Origin of the sequence: uncultured Polaribacter sp. (assembly GCF_947495205.1) — a bacterium.
Classification (GTDB): domain Bacteria; phylum Bacteroidota; class Bacteroidia; order Flavobacteriales; family Flavobacteriaceae; genus Polaribacter.
This window is the reverse complement of sequence record NZ_CANLXV010000003.1, coordinates 162,154-180,264: the sequence shown is the minus strand read 5'-3', so window position 1 is coordinate 180,264 and position 18,111 is coordinate 162,154. Positions and strand designations below refer to the sequence as shown.

The following is an 18,111-nucleotide window of genomic DNA, read 5'->3' as shown; positions in this document are numbered from 1 at the left end:
CTAAAAAAAAAGTCTTTTCAATAAATTGAAAAGACCTTAAATATATTAAAAAGTATGTTTTAAATTTTAGTAACTTTTACAGCATTCATACCACGCATTCCTTTTTCTAATTCAAAAGAAACTTTATCATTTTCTGCAATTTGATCAATTAAACCACTAACGTGTGTAAAATATTTTTCGTTATTTTCTGTATCAATAATAAAACCAAAACCTTTAGAAGTGTCAAAGAAAGATACTTTTCCTTTTCTAACAGGATCTTCTTCAGGCAAATCTTCTTTTTTAGTTGTAGAAATTTGTATGTCTTCTAATTCGTATTCTACTTTTAATTCTGGATCTGGCGGCGTATCTGTTAAATTACCATTATGGTCTACATAAGCAAACTGTATTCCTGTTGTGCCATTTTCTTCTTTTTCGGCTTTTCTAGCCTCCATTTTCTTTTGCTTATCTAAACGCTTTTTTAAACGTTTTTTTTCTTTTTCACTTTTACTAAATGTTTGTTGCGATTTTGCCATTAATAAATTTAGAGTATTAAATAATTAGTATTCATGTTAAAGACAGCAATCATTTTTAATCAAAAATAATACACTTTTAAATAATAAAAATATGGTTTACCACGCTTTAACAATACAAAGATACAAAATATCATTGAATTTTTAAACTTTGTTTTAGATGTTAAATATTAACTAAAAAAATAGTACCTATTTTATTTTTGAAAGCATTACTATTATATTCGCACTTTAATTTATAAAAATGAAAAGTTTATTATCCAGTTTAAAAATATCTGTACCCGATAAAATATTTTTAAAAGACCCAGAAACTTCTGTGCTAGGTAAAAAAATTATTGAGCATAGTATTTTGCTAATAGATGAAATTGGTTTCGAAAACTTTACTTTTAAAAAGTTGGGTGCAAAAATTGGCTCAAATGAAAGTTCGGTTTACAGATATTTTGAAAGTAAACATAAATTGTTACTTTATTTATCTTCTTGGTATTGGGCTTGGTTAGAATATCTTTTAGTTATAGAAACCTACAGTATTTCTGATAAAATTGAAAAATTAGAAAAAGCTATCTATATAGTAACTAGAAAGGTTACTTTAGATAGCAATTATTCTCATATAAACGAAGCTATTTTGTACAAAATTATTGTGAATGAAAGTTCTAAATCTTTTTTAACAAAAAAGGTAGATACAGAAAATAAAGAAGGATATTTTGAAGTATACAAAAGAATAATAGTTCGTTTAGAACGTATTATTCTAGAAATAAAGCCATCGTATGAATATGCTTTAAGTTTAGCTTCCTCTATATTAGAAGGTGGTCTAAGACAACATTTTTTAAATGAACATTTCCCATCAATAACAAATTACACAAAAGAACAAACACCTACACACTTTTTTACTCAATTAGTTAAAAATACTATTTTATAATTATGAATACTACACCATTATCACCATGGAAAAGGTTTACCAATCTCTTGAAATTAGAGAAAAAAGATATCTTTCAAATTTTTTACTACGCTATTTTTGGAGGTCTTGTAGCCTTATCTTTGCCTTTAGGTATTCAAGCAATTATTAACTTAATACAAGGTGCGCAAATTTCTACTTCTTGGGTAATTTTAGTAATTGTAGTAACTATTGGGGTAATTTTTTCTGGTTCTTTACAATTAATGCAATTAAGAATTATTGAAACCATACAACAAAGAATTTTTATGAGAGCTTCTTTTGAGTTAAGTTACCGTTTTCCTAAAATAAAAATGAATGAGTTAAGAGATTATTATCCGCCAGAATTGGCCAATAGATTTTTTGATACGTTAACCATTCAGAAAGGGTTATCTAAAATTTTGTTAGATGTCCCAACTGCCTTATTACAAATTGTTTTTGCTTTATTGCTACTATCTTTTTATCACCCATTTTTTATAATATTTGGTATTTTATTATTATTTCTAATTTTTATTGTTTTTAAATTTACAGCCAAAAAAGGTTTAGAAACCAGTTTAAAAGAATCTAAAATAAAGTATAAAGTAGCACATTGGATTCAAGAAGTGGCAAGAACAGTAGTTAGCTTTAAATTGTCTGGAAATACCAATTTAGCACTAGAAAAAAATGATGACTTAGTTAACAAATACATAGAAGCTAGAGAAAATCACTTTAGAATATTAATATTACAATTTAGCCAAATGATTGGTTTTAAAGTTATTGTTACTGCCAGTTTACTATTAATTGGTGGTGCCTTGGTTTTAAATCAAGAAATGAATATAGGGCAATTTGTAGCAGCAGAAATTATAATTTTATTGGTAATACAGTCTGTTGAAAAGCTAATTGTGGGTCTAGAATCTTTTTATGACGTATTAACATCAATAGAAAAAATAGGACAAGTTGTTGATAAGAATCTAGAATCTCAAACAGGAAACAAACCTATATTTAAAGATGGTTTAATCTTAGAATTAGATAATGTAACATACAGCGTTGCAAATAGAAAAAAACCAATTTTAAAGGATATTTCTTTTACTTTAAAACCTAACAGTAGAATTCTTATTAATGGAGAAAGTGGCTCAGGAAAATCTAGTTTGTTAAGATTATTGGCTGGTGTTATAGAACCAACTGCTGGTAATATTTATGTAAACAACCTATCATTAAGCAGCTTACACTTAAATCATTACAGATCTCAATTGGGTTTATCTCTTGCAGAAGAAACACCTTTTGAAGGTACCATTAGAGACAATTTAGTTTTTGGGAACAAAGAAATTACAGACGACCGTATTTTTAAAGCATTGGATGTTGTAGGCTTAAGTCAATTTTTAAGAGAACAAGAAGATGGTTTAGATACAATTATACATCCAGAAGGAAAACAAATTTCTTTTACAATTGCAAAAAAAATAATATTGGCTAGAGGCATTATTAAACAACCAAAAATAATGATTTTAGAAGAACCTTTAGATCAATTTAATAAAGATGAAACCAAAGAAATTATTAGTTATTTAACCGCTCCAGAAAGACCTTGGGCTTTAATTGTGGTAAGTAATAAAGAGAAATGGAAGACGCAATGCAATCAAATAATTACTTTAGATAGTGGTTCTATAAAAATTATAAAATAAATACAATGTTAAACATATCTAACAATCAATTATATAAAAATATAGACTTAACGTCTTACAAATCTGGTAAAAAAGTTTTTAATAAAAACTATTACAAAAGCTTAAATCGTTTTTTAATAATTTTTGCTTTATTACTTTTAATTTTACTGTTTTTACCATGGACACAAAATATTTCTGGTAATGGATCTGTAACTACCTTAACTCCAGATCAAAGACCACAAAGTATACAATCTCAAATTCCTGGTAGAATTGAAGAATGGTTTGTAAAAGAAGGAGATTTTGTTAAAAAAGGAGATACTATTCTTAGAATTTCTGAAATTAAGAGTGATTATTTCGACGATCAATTAATTGAGAGAACCAATCAACAAATTAATTCAAAAGTTTTATCTGTTGGCGCTTATAAAGAAAAAGTAAACGCCTTACAAAGGCAAATAAAATCACTTAAAAATGAGCAAGTATTAAAGTTAGATATGGCAGAAAACAAACTGCTACAATCTAAGCTTAAAGTACAAAGTGATAGCATAGAGTTTGAGGCTGCAAAAACAAATATTAAAATTGCAGAAAGACAATTTAATCGTGCAGTAACATTACAAAGTGAGGGAATTTCTCCTGTTAAAGATGTTGAGGAGAAAAATTTAAAATTACAAAAAACACAGGCGGAATTAATTGGTAAAGAAAACAAATTATTAGAAAGCAAAAATAATGTAATTAACGCAAGAATAGAGTTAAACCGAATTAATGCAGAATACACTAATAAAATTTCTAAAGCACAAAGTGATATGTCTACTGCAATGTCTAGTGGTTTTGATGCTGAAGTACAGGTTTCTAAATTAGAAAACAGCAATAGCAATTACAGAATTAGAAGAAATTTATTATATGTTACTGCTCCACAAAACGGCTACATAAATAAAGCCATTAAAGGTGGTATTGGAGGCACGTTTAAAGAAGGAGAATCTTTAGTTGGTATTATGCCGCAAAAATTTGATTTTGCCGTAGAAACCTTTGTAAGACCAATAGATTTACCACTTTTACATATTGATGAAAAAGTGCGCGTACAATTTGATGGTTGGCCTGCAATTGTATTTTCTGGTTGGCCAAATGTATCTTATGGTACGTATGGCGCAAAAGTTGTGGCTATAGAAAATTTTATTAGTGATAATGGCATGTTTCGTATATTACTAGCACCAGATGAAACAGACCACAAATGGCCAGAAGCTATTAGAGTTGGCTCTGGTGCAAGAACAATTGCTCTTTTAGAAGATGTGCCAATTTGGTTTGAACTTTGGAGACAGTTAAATGGCTTCCCTCCTAACTACTATCAACCAAACGCAAAAGGAAAAGGGAAATCAGACGCAAAAAAGAAATAAAATATGAAAAAATATAGTATTTTAATATTTCTGTTGATTTTTTGGCAGCAAAATGCACAAAATCAAATAGAGTCTATTATGACTTTATCTGAATATTTGGGTTATGTTAAAACCTATCATCCAATTGTGAAACAAGCAAACTTAATTATTAATAATAGTGAAGCTAAATTATTAAAAGCTAGAGGTGCTTTTGATCCTAAAATAGAAGTAGACTACGATAAAAAATTATTTAAAGAAACGGAATATTACAACAAACTAAACGGTGCTTTTAAAATACCTACTTGGTATGGTATAGAATTTAAAGGAACTTTTGAGCAAAATGATGGTGTTTTTTTAAATCCAGAAAATAATGTTCCTTTAGAGGGTTTATACAGTGCAGGTGTATCCGTTTCATTAGCTAGAAATTTATTAACTAATGATAGAATGGCGTCTTTAAAACAAGCCAAATTTTTTAGAGATCAAGCCAGAGAAGATCAACAAATAATGGTAAACAAAATTTTGTATGATGCCTCGTTATCTTATTTTAATTGGTTAAAAACGTATAATGAAAAGCTAGTTTTTCAAGATTTTTTAGAAAATGCTAAAATCCGTTTTCAAAGTACTAAAAGAGCCTTTGAAGAAGGAGAAAAACCAGCAATAGATACTTTAGAGGCAGGTATAACTTTAACCACTAGAAAGTTAAATTTAGAAAAAGCGCGTATTAATCTTATTAAATCTTCTTTAGAATTGTCTAATTTTTTATGGTTGAATGACAATACACCAATAGAATTGAAAGAAAACATAATACCAGATGTAGATACCTTTAATAGCATAGATAGAACTTTTAATATTGCCCTATTTAATAATGAAAATTTTGATCTTGAAAATCATCCAAAAATAAGGTCTTTAAACTTTAAAGTAGAAAGTTTAGACGTAGAACGTAAACTAAAATTGAATAATTTACTGCCTAAAATAGACCTGAATTATAATTTTATTGCCCCAGAAGTAAACCAATTTAATGCTTTTGGTGTAGATAATTACAAAGGTGGAATAAAGTTTAGTACGCCTTTATTTATTAGAAAACAGCGTGGAGATTTAAAATTAGCGAAAATTAAATTACAAGATCAAATTTTTGAAAGAGAAGCAACAAGAGTGGTCATTAAAAATAAAATAGACGCCATTTTGCAAGAGCTAGAATCTTTTATACTACAAAGCGATTATACTGCCAATAATGTAAGGGATTACAGTGTATTGTTAAAAGCAGAGGAACGTAAATTCTTTTTAGGAGAAAGCTCTTTGTTTTTAGTAAATTCTCGTGAACAAAAATTTATAGACTCTAAATTGAAAGCTATTAAATTAGAAAACGCTTTCTTTAAATCAAAAGCAACTTTGTTTAAAGAGGCAGTTATTTCTATCAATTAATAAAAAAAAATTAATTAAAAAATCCTTCAAACTTTTTATTTGAAGGATTTTTTTTAGTTTTAATCTTCTTCTTCTAAAATAAAGAATTCATTTACTGAAATATTAAAAACTTTAGAGAGTTTTAAAGCTAATACTGTAGAAGGTACATATCTATTTTTTTCAATAGAATTGATGGTTTGTCTAGAAACCCCAATTTTTTTGGCTAAATCGTCTTGAGTTAAATCTAAAATAGCACGCTGAACTTTAAGTGTATTTTTCATATTACTTATTCATTCTTTTTAATTGCCAAAAAAATAATAACTGAACAATCAACATAAAAAACAACACTTGAAAATAACTAAATCCCTGTAATTCATCATCTTGATGTAACAAAACTGCTACTCCATAATTTATTAATGGTTGTACCAAAGCATATACAATGGCTAAAATAAATGCTAATCTATAGGTTTGTGAACGTAAACTATCAACAAATTCATCTTCTAACTTTTCTTTTGATACAGATATTACTAAAAGTCCGAATAATAAAAATCCATGTAAAATAGGTCTAACCCACTCAGAAGCTTCTACATATTTTCTTAAAATCATGAAAAGAAAACTTACTATTGCAATAATAATTCCTACTTTTTTGTAGGAATTACCCAATTGAAATTTATTCATTTTTTTTAATTGACTTCTTTCTCTTTCGCAAATGGTTTGTTTTAACATCTTATTTATTTTACAATTAGACAAATATATTTACTATAATGACAAATATACTTTACATTTTTAAATATGACAAGTTTATTTTACATTTTGTAAAAAATAATACATAAAATAGTGATTATTCAAACAAAGCGCATAGAAATTCTGCCACGCAAGCTGGTTTTTCTTGGCCTTTAATTTTTATGGTACAAGAAAAAGTAACTTTAATTCCGTTATTTGCTAAATCTTCTATAGCTGTTAACTTTGCATGCATTCTTAATTGGCTATTTACAGGAACAGGATTAGGAAAACGCACTTTATTTAACCCATAATTTAAGCCCATTTTAAGGCTTTTAATTATAAATATATCTTCTAATAATTTAGAAATCATGGCAACAGACATAAAACCATGCGCAATGGTACTTTTTAAAGGCGATTCTTTTTTTGCTCTAACTTCATCTACATGAATCCATTGTTTATCTAAAGTTGCATTGGCAAAATTGGCAATCATTTCTTGGGTTATTTTATACCAATTCCCTGTTGGTAAATCTTTTCCTAAGTACTTTTTAAAATCAGCAATTGTTTCAAAAACCAACATACTACTTACTTTTTTGTAAATACATCATTTTTTATTTTTGGTAATTCTAAATGAAATTTAACAGCAACTACCCTAATGATAATAACTACAGCTGAAGCAATTATAAAATTTATATTTTCTGGAACTTCTGTTAACTTGTTAATTAACATATAGGTAAAACCACCTACTAAACATGCAGAAGCATAAATTTCTTTCTCAAAAATTAAAGGAATTTTATTTGTTAAAACATCTCTTAAGACGCCACCAAACACTGCAGAAATCATGCCCATAATTAAGGCAATTATTGGCTGTAAATTGTAAGAAATTCCTTTTTTTAAACCTAACAAAGTAAAAACACCTAAACCAACTGTATCAAACAAAAACATGGTTTTACTTAAGTGCGAAATTTTAGATTTAAATAAAAAAGTAACAACAACTGCCATAAAAATAGTGTAGAGATAATTTAAATCTCCAATCCAATTTATAGGATGTGCATCTATTAAAATATCTCTTAACATACCACCACCAACAGCTGTAACAAACGCTATTATAATTACACCAAAAACATCTAATTTTTTATCAAGAGCCACCAATGCACCACTTATTGCAAAAGCAAATGTTCCTAAAATGTCTATGGCATAAATAATATTCATGTTAAACTTTTAACTCTGTAAACTTAATCTGTAAATTTTTTTGTATTTGATGAATTCTTTCCAATTCACTTGGTAAAATAAACGCAATAGAATTCCCAGTTTTTCCAGCTCTTGCAGTTCTTCCACTTCTGTGCGTATAATATTCTAATTGCTCTGGTAATTGGTGATGAATTATAAATTCTAAGCCTCTAACATCTATACCTCTTGCAGAAACATCTGTAGAAATTAAATATTGTAAGCTACCGTTTTTAAATGCTCTCATTGCTTTTTCTCTGTCTCTTTGTTGCATATCTCCTTCTAAGGCACCTACAGAAAAACCTTCTTCTTTTAATTGATTGCACAGGTTTTGAACGCCTAACTTTGTTCTACAAAAAATAATACCGCGTTCTGTTCCTCTTTTTTCTATATAAGAAATAATGGCATCTGTTTTTTGCTTGATTGTTGTTTTTACGTATTGATGCCTAATATTTTCGTTTACCAATGCATTTTTATTTACTTCTACTCTTGGTGCATTAGAATCCATATAAGTTTTAATTATACGTTGAATTTCTTCTGGCATTGTTGCAGAAAATAACCATGTATTTCTTTCGCCTTTCGTAAACTTTAAAATACGGTTTAAATCTTGTTTAAAACCCATAGACAACATTTCATCAGCTTCATCTAAAACCAAAGTATTTATATTGCTAATGTCAATTTCGCCACGTTCTATTAAATCTACCAACCTACCAGGAGTTGCAATAACTACGTGTGTTGTTCTCTTTAAGTTTTTAATTTGAATGTCTATTTTTTCGCCACCATAAACGGCTTCTAAAAAAATTTTATCATTACAGTATTTCGTAAATTTAAAAAGTTGTTTTTTTATTTGTTGCACCAACTCTCTTGTGGGCGATAAAATTAGCGCCTGAATTTCATTTTTAGAAGCATCTATATTTTGAAGTATTGGCAAACCAAAAGCTGCAGTTTTACCAGTTCCTGTTTGCGCTAAACCAACAAAATCGGTTTTAGACTTTAATAAAATAGGTATAGCTTGTTCTTGAATTTCAGACGGAACTTTAATTCCTAATTCTTTTAAACCTTGTATATATTCTTGCTGAATTCCTAATGCTAAAAATGTTGACATAACTTTGTGTTTCTAAATCTTTGGCAAAGATACTTTTATTGCAATGATTTTAAACGGAAAGTGTATCGCTATTTTTTATGAACCAATAATACATGGTTCTATTAGATAAAAAATGCCTTTGATGAATTCTAAGAATTTATAATAAATAGGTAAATTATTTTTAAAAAATATAAAAGCCAACAACGCTATTCTGGATACAAAACTTCTAAAACATCCTCGCGAATTCTAGCAGGTTTGTAGGTATCTGCAACTAACATACCCCAAACTGTTTTTGCTTTTACTAGAAGAGCATCGTCTTTATAAAACTCCATTAAACGCTCAGATTTAAAACCTCTTGTATTACCAACCCAAGTTTTTACAGTTATTTCATCACCTAAAACTGCTTGTTTAAAATATTCTATTTCGTGCTTTAAAACTACCCAAATGTATTGAGGTAATTTTTTTTCTGAAGTTAAAAAAGCCCAATGTTCAAAAGCAACTTTATCCATCCATTTTACATAAACTACGTTATTTACGTGGTTTAAATCGTCTAAATCTGCTGTTGTAACCTTTATTTTGTATTCAAAAAACTGCTCCATCATCTTACATATTATAAAACTGAATTTATAATAACTTTTCGTTTTTATTAATTATCGTTTTAGTGATTGCAAATATAAAGTAGTTTCTTTGCATTTATGGCACAATTGGCAACCGATTTAGGTACAGAAAAAATTAGCAAATTATTAATTAAACAGGCTGTTCCTGCAACTATAGGTATTCTTGTAATGTCTTTAAACATGATTGTTGATACCATTTTTGTTGGGCAATGGATTGGTGTTTTAGCAATTGCAGCCATAACTGTTGTTTTACCAATCGCCTTTTTAATTTCTTCTATTGGAATGGGAATTGGAATTGGAGGAAGCTCTATTATTTCTAGAGCATTGGGAGCAGAAAACGCTCAAAAAGCCTTTTTAACCTTTGGAAATCAGATTTGTTTAACTGTTATTTTAGCAATTATTTTTGTTGTTTTTGGAAACGTATTTAGTATTCCCATTTTAAATTTATTTGGTGCAAAAGGCGCTATTTTACCAATTGCTTCAGAATATTTTAGTGTTATTATTTATGGAGTTCCGTTTTTAGCTTTTGCAATGATGGGTAACCCAACCATTAGAGCAGAAGGCAAACCTAAATTTGCCATGTATGCAATGATGGTTCCAGCAGTTTTAAATGTTGTTTTAGATATTTTATTTATAAAAGTATTTAATTGGGGCATGTGGGGCGCAGGTTTGGCCACTTCCCTAGCCTATGCAAGTTGTGGTTTGTATATTTTATCTTTTTTTCTGTCTTCTAAAAGCGAATTAAAAATAATACCTAAAAACTTTAAATTAGATTTTAAAATTGTTAAAGAAATTACAGAATTAGGTGGTGTTTCTATTGTAAGACAAGGTGCAATTAGTATTTTAATGATTGTTTTAAACTACTCCCTTTTTAAATATGGAGGAGAAATTTCTATTGCCGTTTTTGGAATTATTAATAGAGTAATGATGTTTGCACTCTCACCTGTTTTAGGAGTATCACAAGGTTTTTTACCTGTTGCTGGTTTTAATATTGGTGCTGCAAAAAATAATAGAGTAAAAGAAACTATTAAAAAATCGATCTATTTTGGAACTATTTTAGGTACTATAATTTTTATAGCCATTGTAATTTTTAAAGAACAAATAATTTGGATTTTTACAAACGATACTACTCTATTAGAAAAAACGCCAAATGCAATGTTAGTTGTATTTTTAGTAACACCTATTGTTACCATGCAACTTATTGGTTCTGCTTACTTTCAAGCAGCAGGTAAAGCAGGTCCTGCTTTATTTTTAACTTTATTAAAGCAGGGAATTTTCTTAATACCGCTAGCTTATTTTTTACCTATTTATTTTGGAGTAAATGGTGTTTGGTGGTCTTTTCCTATTGCAGATACATTATCTACTATAACTACTATTTGGATTTTAAAAAGAGAAGTTAATAAGAATTTAAATTAGCTTATTCTTTCTAAAACAATGCCATCTTTACGTACAATTTTAAGTAGCCCTTTTTTTCCAGAAATAAACGCTTTAAGAGGAGTATTGTCTTTTATTTTATCTACGCCTTTACTATAATCTAATTCAATAATATCTTTATAATTTACACCCCTTATCATAATTGATTTATAAAAACTTATAACAGGTTTAAAACCATCTGAATCGGTTTCTTTATATTTAAAATCATAATAAACATAATTGTTTTGATTCCAAGTAAAACTCATAGTTGAAGAATAGTCATCTGCATTTAATCTTAAATTAAAATAATAATTATTAATGATAGATCTATAGGCTATGTCATAACTTTCAAAAAAGCCACCTTCCCAAGGTTCGTGATGATATAAACTAAAATTTTCCTGACGAAACAAATCTGTAATGCCATTATTATCAATCATTTTAAAAGATGTTATTTCACCATCTATTTTATATTTACTGGCCTCTTTAGATAAACTAAATATACCAATAGGCTCATCCTTAACACAACCTAAAAAAAACAAAAAACTAATTATCAATAAAATACGACTCATTATTTGACATTTTAATTTGAATAATTCCTTTTGTTGTGTTGTAAAAAAGCTTTTGTGGGTAAAAATCTATAGTATCATTTACATGAAATCTGCTATCTAATTTTTTCTCTAAAACATTAAAATAATTTGTGTTATTTATTTTAATTTGATCGTGACAAACCACTAAACTATCACAAATAAATTCGTTTTTATTATCATAAAACAAGTTAGTGCTGTAGCTATTTAGACTAAAATTGATGCTTTTATGTTCTGAATAACTAAAATTATTATTTGATAAAGATAATGTCATTGTCAAATTTGGGTAATTTGACGTTAAAGAGACAAATCTTTCTTGCAATGATTTATATTCTCCTCCACAACATTCAGCACAAGATTCATCAAAACTTCTTCTAAAAGAATAATCGTTATTCGTTACTAATACATCAAAAGTAAACCCGTTAGAATGTTTAAATTTTACAACTTCATCTTTAGTATAATTAATTAAATTATCCTCTTCTTTAGATAATAAAATTCTTTCAACCTCTACGCTATCTTCATTACAACATGTTGGAAATGCTGACAACATAATAAAGCTAATAATTAAATATTTCATAATCTCTTTTAATCAAAAATAACTTTTTTTAGCAACTACTATATTAACTAATCCTTAAGTCTTTAAACAATTTTCTCTCCGTTTAAATTGGTTGTTAAAATATCACTAAACAAATTAAAAAAAGGTCTTAACGCTTTATAACTTTCATCTACTTGGTTTACAAAATCTGCAGATAAAATTTCTTCATCTGTAAAGTTTTCAATGGCTACGAAACCTTTTTTACGCAATAAAGCTACATCTGGATGCTCTTTATCAAAACCTCTGGGTGCTGTTTTTAATTCGTTAAAACTCTCAAAGTTTCCTCCAAAATGCTTTCTAAAATTCTTTTCTTTTAAAATGTCTTTAATTTCAGAAGCGTCCAATTCTATTTCTTTTCGAATGCGAAACAAATCTTCTTTACTAGGTTCCCAAAAACCACCTGCTAAAAAAGATTCTCCTGGTCTAATTCTTAAAAAATAACCTCCTCTTAATTCTTTACCTAATCTAGAAAATGAATTGGCAAAATGTGCTTTATAGGGTGTTTTATCTTTAGAAAAACGCACATCTCTGTAAATACGCATCATTTTAGATTTTTCTATTTCATCATGCCCTTGTAATTTTTCATGTATGGCACTAAATACTGCTTTAGCATTTATTTGTGCTTTAGCATAGGTATCTTTATGTTCTGCAAACCAATCTCTATTATTGTTTTTCTGAAGGTTTTCAAGGTATTTTAATGTAGATTTTTCAATTTGCATTTTATAATATTTTAAAGGTTAAATTTACAAAATAGATTTGTAAATTCGATTTTGAAATGCATCAAAAAACTAAAGAAATACAGAAAAGATTCGATGGTTTTTTACAAACACCTAGTTTGTGGAAAAATAAAGAAGTTTTTGATATGGAGCATTTCAATATCAAACAAAAATCAAGTAAAATTGATATTGTTCTTAATGAAAAACTGCGCTTAGGAAAATATATTGAGCGTTTTGTTTCATTTCAATTACAAAATGAAAAATCTATTGAAATATTAGCAGAAAACATTCAAATTCAGCAAGAAAAAAGAACTTTAGGTGAGTTGGATTGTATTTTAATAGAAAATAACAAACCAGTTCATTTAGAAATAATTTATAAATTCTATTTATACGTTAAACGTGTTGGCAATAACGAAATTGAGCATTTTATTGGACCAAATAGAAAAGACGCTTTATTAGAAAAGTTAACCAAATTAAAAGAAAAACAATTGCCACTGCTCTACTCTAAGGAATGTATTTCTTATTTAGAAAACTTAAAACTAGATACAAGTAAAATTGCCCAAAAAGTATATTTTAAAGCGCAATTGTTTGTGCCATTATCCTGTAAAAATATTCAATTAAAACAGCTAAATACAGCATGTATTGTTGGTTTTTACATAAACACAACTGAGTTAGAAAAATTTTTTACTTGTAAATTTTATATTCCTGATAAAAAAGATTGGTTAATGCTACCTCATAAAAATGTAAATTGGTTCTCTTTTTCTGCTTTTAAAAACAATGCAAAAGACTATTTGAATAGAAATTTTTCGCCACTTTGTTGGCTAAAAAATCCAAATGGAGAAATAGAAAAGTTCTTTTTAGTTTGGTGGTAGTTTTTAGTTTTTTTTGTTACATATATCAACAAAAATTCATTCAGTTTGTCTCGCTGTAAGCGGCTCAAACACAAACAAATTCTCAAGAGATTCTTTCAGAATAACAAAGTTGTGTGTAGTACTTTTCTAATGTTACTTAAATTAAAATAACCATTCAGAAAGATTCTTTCAGAATGACAAACTATGTGGAATATTTTTCTAATGTTACATACATTAAAATAACCATTCCGTTTGTCTGGCTGTAAGCGTCTCTAACACAAAAGAGTTCTCAAAAGATTCTTTCAGAATGACAAACTGCACGGAGTATTTTTCTAATTTTACATACATTAAAATAACCATTCTGTTTGTTTCGCTGTAAGCGTCCCAAAAACAAACAAGTTCTCAAGAGATTCTTTCAGAATGACAAAGTTGTGTGTAGTATTGTTCTAATGTTACTTACATTAGAATAACCGTTCAGTTTGTCTCGCTGTAAGCGTCCCAACACAAACTAGTTCTTAAGAGATTCTTTCAGAATGACAAATTGCGCGGAGTATTTTTCTAATTTTACATACATTAAAATAACCATTCTGTTTGTTTCGCTGTAAGCGTCCCAAAAACAAACAAGTTCTCAAGAGATTCTTTCAGAATGACAAAGTTGTGTGTAGTATTGTTCTAATGTTACTTACATTAGAATAACCGTTCAGTTTGTCTCGCTGTAAGCGTCCCAACACAAACTAGTTCTTAAGAGATTCCTGAAGATTGACAAACTGTATAGAAAATACTGTTTCACAAAAAAAATCAGGAGCTTAATTAAAAGTTCCTGATTTTCTAAATCACTAATTTTTAAAATTAGTTATTTCCCTTTTCCTTGTCTTTTTTAGAAACTTTGTTCCAAATTTTTATTTCATCTTCTGCAGTAACACCTTCTAAAACTTCAACATTTACACCATCTGAAGTACCTAATTTTAATGTTACTTTTTCAAATGTATCTTCGCCTGTTTTTACTTCTACATAAGGTTCTTCTGTTTTTTTATTAAATCGTAATAGAGCTTCTTTAATAGACAAAACGCTATCTCTTTTAATTAATACAATATCTGCATTGGCACTATAACCTGCTCTAATAAAAAAATTATCATCTAAAGAAACATCAGCCTTAATTTTAAATTGCACGGCACCACCTTCTTCTGTACCTTTTGGTGCAATAAAATTTAGTTTTGCAGGAAACTTTTTTCCTTCAATAGCACCAATTGAAACGTCTATATCAGCACCTTTTACCAATTTACCTACTTCAGATTCGTCTACTTTTCCTTCAAAAATCATTTTATTCATATCTGCAATAGACGCAATTGTTGTACCTGCATTAAAATTATTAGATTGTATTACTTGATCTCCTTCTTTCACAGGAATTTCTAAAATAGTACCAGACATTTGTGCAATTATATTGGTATTTGCAGATGCTCCTGAACCTGCAGAACCTCTTTTAATAATTTGATAATCGTTTTGCGCGTTCTTTAAATCTTGTTTAGATTGGTTGTATTGCAACTCTACACCTTCATATTCTGCTCTGGCAATTACACCTTTATCAAAAAGATTTTTGCTTCGTTTATAAGAAATTTGTGCATTATTAAGTCTAATTTTGGCATTGTCTACTCTACCTTTTGCACTTATTAAAGATTGTTCATTTGGTACAACTCTTACTGTTGCAATTAAATCTCCTTTTTTAACCTTAGAACCTTCGGTTAACATTATTTTATCAATAATACCAGTAATTTGGGGTTTAATTTCAATTTCTTCTAATGGCGTTACTTTACCTGTAGCTACAGTTTTCTTTACAATTGTGGTTTTAAACGGTGTTTCCGTTTCAAAAGCTACAATATTTTTTTTATTCTTTTTACCAAACCAAAGAAGTGCAACAATAAAACCTATTGCTATAATTCCTATAATAATTTTTGATCTTTTACTCATAATTTATTGTGAATTGATTGAATTTATTCTTCTCTTAATGCTTCTATTGGTTTTACCACTGTTGCCATATGTGCAGGAATTAAACCTATTAAAGTTCCTAAAAATACTAGTGTGCCAAATGCTATCATAATAACAGGAATGTCTACTGTTGGGTTTATAAGTGCAGCATCTTCTCCTTGGCCAAAAGCAGTATCAATTAAAAATAATACTAAACTGCCAAATATAATACCTATCATACCTGCTATAGTGGTTAAAAAAACCGATTCTAATATAATTTGTTGACGAATGCTCTTTGGTGTTGCACCTAATGCTCTTCTAATTCCTATTTCTTTGGTACGTTCTTTAACGGTTATTAATAAAATATTACCAATTGCAAAAACACCAGCAATAAGTGTAGCAATTCCTACAAACCATGTTAAAAACTGTAAACCTGTTAAAAAACCAGTTACCTTACCAATTTCTTTACCTAAATTTACACTACCAAAAGCTCTTTCATCATCTGGATGTACTTTATGCAAACCTTTTAAAGTGAGTAAAATGTCTTTTTCCATTTGCTCAATATTCGTACCTTCATTGGCAGTAATCATCATCCAATCTACCTTATCTGAGGTATTGTAAACTTTTCTAAAAGTTGTAAAAGGTATGTAAGCTGTGTCTCCATCAATATCTACATTACTAGAACGTTTATAAACCCCAACAACCTTATAACTTATACTGTTTATTTTTAAGTATTCACCTATGGGAAATTCTCCCTTATCAAATAATTGCTTGTACATTTCTTCTGAAATTACAGTAACTTTTGCACTAGATGAAATATCATTTTCATTTAAAAAACGACCATATAATAATGGTTTCTTCTGAATTTGATCTAAAATTGGGTAATCTCCGCTTACTTTAAAATCTCCAGATTTAAAATCTTTAATTACTAAATTATTTCTTTGATTTCTAGGTGCTAATAATTTAATTTCATCTGCATACTCAGTTTTTAAAACGTCAATATCATTCATGGTTAATCGAAAAGTTCTACCTTTTTGAAAACCTTTAAACGGTGTGTCTGTAGCCTGTGTCCAAACAAAAACACTATTGGTTGCAAAATCTCCAAAAATTTTGTTGAAACCATTTTCCATTCCTCTTGCTGCACCTAATAACACAACTAATAAAAAAATACCCCAAAGCACACCTATTATGGTAATACCTGTTCGTATTTTATTTTTACGGATACTTCCGTAAATTTCTTGCCAAGAATCTGAATCAAATAAAAATTTCATAATTAATCTGCTCTTAAAGCTTCTATTGGTTTAATATTTGCTGCTTTTTTTGCTGGAACATAAGCTGCTATTAACCCAGATAAAATTAAAACTAATGTGGCTACAATTACAATTGATGGACTTACGCTTGGGTCTTTAATAAAGTATTTTTCCTCTAAACTATTGCCTATTAAACTTAAAATATAGGTTCCTAAAGAGAGCCCAAGATAACCTGCTAAAGTGGTTATTAATACAGATTCTTGCACCACCATACTAACAATAGATAATGGTTTAGCACCCAAAGCTTTTCTAATACCAAATTCTTTGGTTCTTTCTTTAATTACAAAAATCATAATATTAGAAATTCCAATTATTCCTGCTACTAAAGTTCCAGAACCTACAATAATTACAATTGCATATAAAATACCCATAAACTGGCCAATACCTTTGTTTGCTTCTGCCATATTTCTAACAGAAAGCGCACTTTGATCATCTGGATGAATGTTTAATTTATTTCTTAAATCTCTTTCTAAACGATTACCAAATGTAACCGCTTCTGTTAAGCTTAAATTAGGATTATAACCAAGCGCAATTTGGCTAACATAATCGTTATTACCATACATTCTTTGTGCTGTAGTTAATGGTATATAAGCTTTTCTTTCTTCATTATCTCCACCATCATCAGAAAAAACACCAATTATTAAATAAGAACTGCCGTTAACGTTAACTCTTTTTCCCAATGCAGGTCGTTCTCCAAATAAATCTTTTTTAATTAATCTACCAATAACAATAACTTTAGCAGCTTCATTTAAATCTCGCTCATTCATATACCTACCTTCATCAATCATTGTTTTTTCTAAAAATTGATGATCTGGATTTACGGCCATTACACGATAGTTACTGGCATTACTTTTATACTTTATGGCAAAGTTTTTATAAATTCTAGCAGATTGGTATTGTATTTTATTCGCATACTCTTCTGTTACGTAATTGTAATCTTTATTTTTAAGTTGAATTCTTCTACCCGTTTGTAAACCCTTATAAGGTTTAGAAGTTTTCCAAACTCTAATAAACATTGCGTTTTGAGCATCGTCTACAAAAGCACCTTTAAAGGTATTGCTTAAACCACTTACAATACCAAATAATAAGGTAAATAGTAAAATAGCAAAAGCTACTGTAAAACCAGACATTACAGAACGCAATCGGTTTTTATTAATACTCTGAAAAATTTCTCTCCAACGGTCTAAATCAAACAT

General features: G+C 28.5%; 19 protein-coding genes. 6 read left to right on the top strand and 13 right to left on the bottom strand.

Annotation, left to right across the window (positions count from 1 at the left end; genetic code table 11):
- Window positions 1–59 precede the first annotated feature (59 nt).
- Window positions 60–512 carry a cold-shock protein gene (locus Q0762_RS04110; RefSeq protein WP_298763926.1) on the bottom strand — a complete coding sequence of 151 codons (453 nt, stop codon included), beginning with the start codon at window positions 510–512 and terminating at the stop codon, window positions 60–62.
- Between the two features lie 238 nt (window positions 513–750).
- Between Q0762_RS04110 and Q0762_RS04105 the strand changes: the two genes are divergently transcribed.
- Genes Q0762_RS04105 through Q0762_RS04090 form a run of 4 tightly spaced genes read left to right on the top strand, consistent with a single transcriptional unit; the run spans window position 751 to window position 5,857 of the window.
- Window positions 751–1,422 (top strand): TetR/AcrR family transcriptional regulator, encoded by a 672-nt coding sequence (locus Q0762_RS04105; protein ID WP_298763925.1) that lies wholly within the window; start codon window positions 751–753, stop codon window positions 1,420–1,422.
- A gap of 2 nt (window positions 1,423–1,424) precedes the next feature.
- Window positions 1,425–3,089, top strand: coding sequence for an ATP-binding cassette domain-containing protein (locus Q0762_RS04100; protein ID WP_298763924.1), 1,665 nt, complete (start codon window positions 1,425–1,427; stop codon window positions 3,087–3,089).
- Between the two features lie 5 nt (window positions 3,090–3,094).
- Window positions 3,095–4,456, top strand: a complete 1,362-nt coding sequence (locus Q0762_RS04095) for a biotin/lipoyl-binding protein (RefSeq protein WP_298763923.1) — start codon at window positions 3,095–3,097, stop codon at window positions 4,454–4,456.
- 3 nt (window positions 4,457–4,459) lie between these two features.
- A complete protein-coding gene (locus tag Q0762_RS04090) occupies window positions 4,460–5,857 on the top strand; it encodes a TolC family protein (protein ID WP_298763921.1) in 1,398 nt (465 codons plus the stop codon).
- A 59-nt stretch (window positions 5,858–5,916) separates the two neighbouring features.
- On the opposite strand, the gene Q0762_RS04085 is transcribed toward Q0762_RS04090, so the two are convergent.
- The 6 genes from Q0762_RS04085 to Q0762_RS04060 all read right to left on the bottom strand — a co-directional run bounded on the left by Q0762_RS04085 (window position 5,917) and on the right by Q0762_RS04060 (window position 9,469).
- Entirely contained in the window at window positions 5,917–6,117 is a 201-nt protein-coding gene (locus Q0762_RS04085; protein ID WP_298763919.1) for a helix-turn-helix transcriptional regulator, read from the bottom strand.
- A 1-nt stretch (window position 6,118) separates the two neighbouring features.
- Window positions 6,119–6,562 carry a hypothetical protein gene (locus Q0762_RS04080; protein ID WP_298763917.1) on the bottom strand — a complete coding sequence of 148 codons (444 nt, stop codon included), beginning with the start codon at window positions 6,560–6,562 and terminating at the stop codon, window positions 6,119–6,121.
- A gap of 115 nt (window positions 6,563–6,677) precedes the next feature.
- Complete coding sequence (locus Q0762_RS04075) at window positions 6,678–7,136, bottom strand: MaoC family dehydratase (RefSeq protein ID WP_298763887.1); 459 nt, start codon at window positions 7,134–7,136, stop codon at window positions 6,678–6,680.
- Window positions 7,137–7,141: 5 nt separating this feature from the next.
- Complete coding sequence (locus Q0762_RS04070; RefSeq protein ID WP_298763885.1) at window positions 7,142–7,768, bottom strand: trimeric intracellular cation channel family protein; 627 nt, start codon at window positions 7,766–7,768, stop codon at window positions 7,142–7,144.
- Between the two features lies 1 nt (window position 7,769).
- Entirely contained in the window at window positions 7,770–8,888 is a 1,119-nt protein-coding gene (locus Q0762_RS04065) for a DEAD/DEAH box helicase (RefSeq protein ID WP_298763883.1), read from the bottom strand.
- A gap of 185 nt (window positions 8,889–9,073) precedes the next feature.
- Entirely contained in the window at window positions 9,074–9,469 is a 396-nt protein-coding gene (locus tag Q0762_RS04060; RefSeq protein ID WP_298763881.1) for a thioesterase family protein, read from the bottom strand.
- A 93-nt stretch (window positions 9,470–9,562) separates the two neighbouring features.
- On the opposite strand from Q0762_RS04060, the gene Q0762_RS04055 reads away from it, so the two are divergent.
- The gene (locus tag Q0762_RS04055; protein ID WP_298763878.1) at window positions 9,563–10,900 is read left to right on the top strand and encodes an MATE family efflux transporter; all 1,338 of its coding nucleotides are present in this window, start codon (window positions 9,563–9,565) and stop codon (window positions 10,898–10,900) included.
- Here Q0762_RS04055 and Q0762_RS04050 read toward each other — a convergent pair.
- From Q0762_RS04050 to Q0762_RS04040, 3 genes are all read right to left on the bottom strand, one after another.
- A complete protein-coding gene (locus tag Q0762_RS04050) occupies window positions 10,897–11,466 on the bottom strand; it encodes a hypothetical protein (protein ID WP_298763875.1) in 570 nt (189 codons plus the stop codon). The two genes, Q0762_RS04055 and Q0762_RS04050, sit on opposite strands and share 4 nt — an antisense overlap.
- Window positions 11,441–12,058 (bottom strand): hypothetical protein, encoded by a 618-nt coding sequence (locus Q0762_RS04045; protein ID WP_298763874.1) that lies wholly within the window; start codon window positions 12,056–12,058, stop codon window positions 11,441–11,443. The genes Q0762_RS04050 and Q0762_RS04045 overlap by 26 nt, the downstream gene beginning before the upstream one ends.
- A gap of 62 nt (window positions 12,059–12,120) precedes the next feature.
- Complete coding sequence (locus Q0762_RS04040) at window positions 12,121–12,795, bottom strand: DUF2461 domain-containing protein (RefSeq protein ID WP_298763872.1); 675 nt, start codon at window positions 12,793–12,795, stop codon at window positions 12,121–12,123.
- A gap of 56 nt (window positions 12,796–12,851) precedes the next feature.
- Between Q0762_RS04040 and Q0762_RS04035 the strand changes: the two genes are divergently transcribed.
- Window positions 12,852–13,664, top strand: coding sequence for a DUF1853 family protein (locus Q0762_RS04035; protein ID WP_298763870.1), 813 nt, complete (start codon window positions 12,852–12,854; stop codon window positions 13,662–13,664).
- Between the two features lie 828 nt (window positions 13,665–14,492).
- On the opposite strand, the gene Q0762_RS04030 is transcribed toward Q0762_RS04035, so the two are convergent.
- From Q0762_RS04030 to Q0762_RS04020, 3 genes are read right to left on the bottom strand one after another with little or no spacing between them, the layout of a single operon-like run.
- A complete protein-coding gene (locus Q0762_RS04030) occupies window positions 14,493–15,608 on the bottom strand; it encodes an efflux RND transporter periplasmic adaptor subunit (protein WP_298763868.1) in 1,116 nt (371 codons plus the stop codon).
- A gap of 23 nt (window positions 15,609–15,631) precedes the next feature.
- Window positions 15,632–16,876: an ABC transporter permease gene (locus Q0762_RS04025; RefSeq protein WP_298763865.1), complete on the bottom strand. Its 1,245-nt coding sequence runs from the start codon at window positions 16,874–16,876 to the stop codon at window positions 15,632–15,634.
- Between the two features lie 2 nt (window positions 16,877–16,878).
- Entirely contained in the window at window positions 16,879–18,111 is a 1,233-nt protein-coding gene (locus tag Q0762_RS04020) for an ABC transporter permease (RefSeq protein ID WP_298763863.1), read from the bottom strand.

What these genes read in the sequence shown, in the direction of transcription:
- Q0762_RS04060 (WP_298763881.1), bottom strand. Translation starts at nt 9,469, where the DNA reads ATGATGGAGCAGTTTTTTGAATACAAAATAAAGGTTACAACAGCAGAT.
- Q0762_RS04065 (WP_298763883.1), bottom strand. Translation starts at nt 8,888, where the DNA reads ATGTCAACATTTTTAGCATTAGGAATTCAGCAAGAATATATACAAGGT.
- Q0762_RS04090 (WP_298763921.1), top strand. Translation starts at nt 4,460, where the DNA reads ATGAAAAAATATAGTATTTTAATATTTCTGTTGATTTTTTGGCAGCAA.
- Q0762_RS04020 (WP_298763863.1), bottom strand. Translation starts at nt 18,111, where the DNA reads ATGTTTGATTTAGACCGTTGGAGAGAAATTTTTCAGAGTATTAATAAA.
- Q0762_RS04035 (WP_298763870.1), top strand. Translation starts at nt 12,852, where the DNA reads ATGCATCAAAAAACTAAAGAAATACAGAAAAGATTCGATGGTTTTTTA.
- Q0762_RS04055 (WP_298763878.1), top strand. Translation starts at nt 9,563, where the DNA reads ATGGCACAATTGGCAACCGATTTAGGTACAGAAAAAATTAGCAAATTA.
- Q0762_RS04050 (WP_298763875.1), bottom strand. Translation starts at nt 11,466, where the DNA reads ATGAGTCGTATTTTATTGATAATTAGTTTTTTGTTTTTTTTAGGTTGT.
- Q0762_RS04040 (WP_298763872.1), bottom strand. Translation starts at nt 12,795, where the DNA reads ATGCAAATTGAAAAATCTACATTAAAATACCTTGAAAACCTTCAGAAA.
- Q0762_RS04110 (WP_298763926.1), bottom strand. Translation starts at nt 512, where the DNA reads ATGGCAAAATCGCAACAAACATTTAGTAAAAGTGAAAAAGAAAAAAAA.
- Q0762_RS04095 (WP_298763923.1), top strand. Translation starts at nt 3,095, where the DNA reads ATGTTAAACATATCTAACAATCAATTATATAAAAATATAGACTTAACG.
- Q0762_RS04045 (WP_298763874.1), bottom strand. Translation starts at nt 12,058, where the DNA reads ATGAAATATTTAATTATTAGCTTTATTATGTTGTCAGCATTTCCAACA.
- Q0762_RS04085 (WP_298763919.1), bottom strand. Translation starts at nt 6,117, where the DNA reads ATGAAAAATACACTTAAAGTTCAGCGTGCTATTTTAGATTTAACTCAA.
- Q0762_RS04070 (WP_298763885.1), bottom strand. Translation starts at nt 7,768, where the DNA reads ATGAATATTATTTATGCCATAGACATTTTAGGAACATTTGCTTTTGCA.
- Q0762_RS04025 (WP_298763865.1), bottom strand. Translation starts at nt 16,876, where the DNA reads ATGAAATTTTTATTTGATTCAGATTCTTGGCAAGAAATTTACGGAAGT.
- Q0762_RS04105 (WP_298763925.1), top strand. Translation starts at nt 751, where the DNA reads ATGAAAAGTTTATTATCCAGTTTAAAAATATCTGTACCCGATAAAATA.
- Q0762_RS04030 (WP_298763868.1), bottom strand. Translation starts at nt 15,608, where the DNA reads ATGAGTAAAAGATCAAAAATTATTATAGGAATTATAGCAATAGGTTTT.
- Q0762_RS04075 (WP_298763887.1), bottom strand. Translation starts at nt 7,136, where the DNA reads ATGTTGGTTTTTGAAACAATTGCTGATTTTAAAAAGTACTTAGGAAAA.
- Q0762_RS04080 (WP_298763917.1), bottom strand. Translation starts at nt 6,562, where the DNA reads ATGTTAAAACAAACCATTTGCGAAAGAGAAAGAAGTCAATTAAAAAAA.
- Q0762_RS04100 (WP_298763924.1), top strand. Translation starts at nt 1,425, where the DNA reads ATGAATACTACACCATTATCACCATGGAAAAGGTTTACCAATCTCTTG.